Here is a 1,797-nt window from a genome sequence, read left to right on the forward strand (position 1 = left end):
TTACCCTCACTTTTTTAAAAAATTCCAAAACTTTAAGTCACTTTGCAAAGGCTTATAGGGGTAAAATATTAAGAATACTAGCAAGTAAAAACATACATAGCAAAGAAGCTTTACTAGAAAATCTACCTAATGAATTAAAAATAAAAGAAATTAAAATACACGGATTAAAAGAAGAAATAATTTTAGATATAGCAAGCTAAGCCTTTTTGGCTTAGCTTTTATAATTAGAATTTGTATAGAGCTTCAAGTCTGATGAATTGATCGTCAGCATCTACGTTTTTTACGCCTTTGCTATTATCTTCAGTTAGATAAGAGTAAAATCCGCTGAAAGTAAGTTTTGGACTATAAGCATAAGATACGCTTGCTACGTATTCATTTTTATCAGTATCTTCTAATCCTGTTCTTTCAGTTGTACCACCAATATAGTCAAATCCTACTCTTAAAGTTTCAGCAAAAGTATAGCCTAAACCTGCAAAATAGAAGAAGTTTTCACCGTGGCTGCCAACTAATTTACTTCCATCGTTAGAATAGAAAATTTGTTGACCTGGAGCAATAACTCTACCTGTATCTTCTAAAGTTACGATAGTTGATTTGTCTTTATCACCATATCCAACTACACCAGCTTGGAAATCAAAAGCAGAGATTTGTCCGCTAAATTTAGCAGCATAGAAATTATTGTCAGCAAGACCTAATTTTTCTTTGTCGCTGTCTAAGCTATTTCCTAAGTATTGACCTTGGATTTTGAAATTCATGTCATTGAATGCAAATTTATAGCTAGCATCTACTGCATATAAGAATGCCCAATTGTTAGCATAAGCTGCCCATACTTGGAAAGCAAATGGATCAAAATCACCTAATACAGCAGCACCATAAATTGATGATTCAGCTATACCTAAATTTGTAAAATCAGTGTCATCAACATGATTTAATGCGTCGAACCAATAACCTGCAAAAGTTAAACCTTCGATAGAGTTGTTAAGAACTTTAGCTCCTGTTCCTACAGCATCATCAGTCCAAATTGAACCAACTTCTAATTTACCAAAAGTTACACTTGTAGCATAAGCTTCGTTAGTGTATTCTAAGTAAGCTTGTTTAACGTTAAAAGTTTTGTTTGTTTGAGTATTAGCTCCACCAAAACCATTATCTGTTGAATTATATTCAAATTGAACGAAAGCTTTGAAATTATCATCTAAAGCTGCTTTGAAATTTAATTGAGATTTAAATTTGTGCTCATTGTTTTTAGAGCTGTTGTAACCTTCTTGTTGAATCGCATCACCAATTTCTAATCTATCAGATTGGAATCTGTATCTAAACATTCCTGATACATCAACATCTTTTATAGCTTCTTCAAGTGAAACAGCGTTAGCTGCTGAAAAAGCACCTGCAGCTAAAGCTGCTACTAAACTAAGTTTAACTAGTTTCATGAGAATTCTCCTTATTAAAATTAAAACTATGGCTTGTATTATATCATAGTTTTATATGAGAATTCTTAAAGTAAACAAAAATATATATTTATTGGGATATATTTGAAGTTGTAGTGTATTGTTATACTATAATTATTAGTATATAATAATTATAGTTTTAGATAATCAAACTATATTAAGTTAAATCTTTAAAATTATAATTTAATTTTATTCCTAATTTTATATTTTATAAATAATCTCATTCATATTTAAAACTATATATCTTTAAAGATCTAGTAAAAAACTAGATCTTTAAAAACTAAGGAGTTATCTATGAATGTTTGCTTTTACAGATGTAATTATGCTCTTTGATAGTTAATGTTTGGAAACTGGG

General features: G+C 29.8%; 1 protein-coding gene and 1 pseudogene. One reads left to right on the top strand and one right to left on the bottom strand.

Features of this window, described 5'->3' with window-relative positions; all coding sequences use genetic code 11:
* Positions 1-200 (top strand): annotated as a pseudogene (locus tag CAMP5118_RS07890) (YaaA family protein); the annotation flags it as partial.
* A gap of 24 nt (positions 201-224) precedes the next feature.
* Here CAMP5118_RS07890 and CAMP5118_RS07895 read toward each other — a convergent pair.
* Positions 225-1,424, bottom strand: coding sequence for a major outer membrane protein (locus tag CAMP5118_RS07895; protein ID WP_337217020.1), 1,200 nt, complete (start codon positions 1,422-1,424; stop codon positions 225-227).
* Positions 1,425-1,797 lie beyond the last annotated feature (373 nt).

Origin of the sequence: Campylobacter sp. LMG 7929, assembly GCF_024723595.1 — a bacterium.
GTDB lineage: Bacteria > Campylobacterota > Campylobacteria > Campylobacterales > Campylobacteraceae > Campylobacter_D.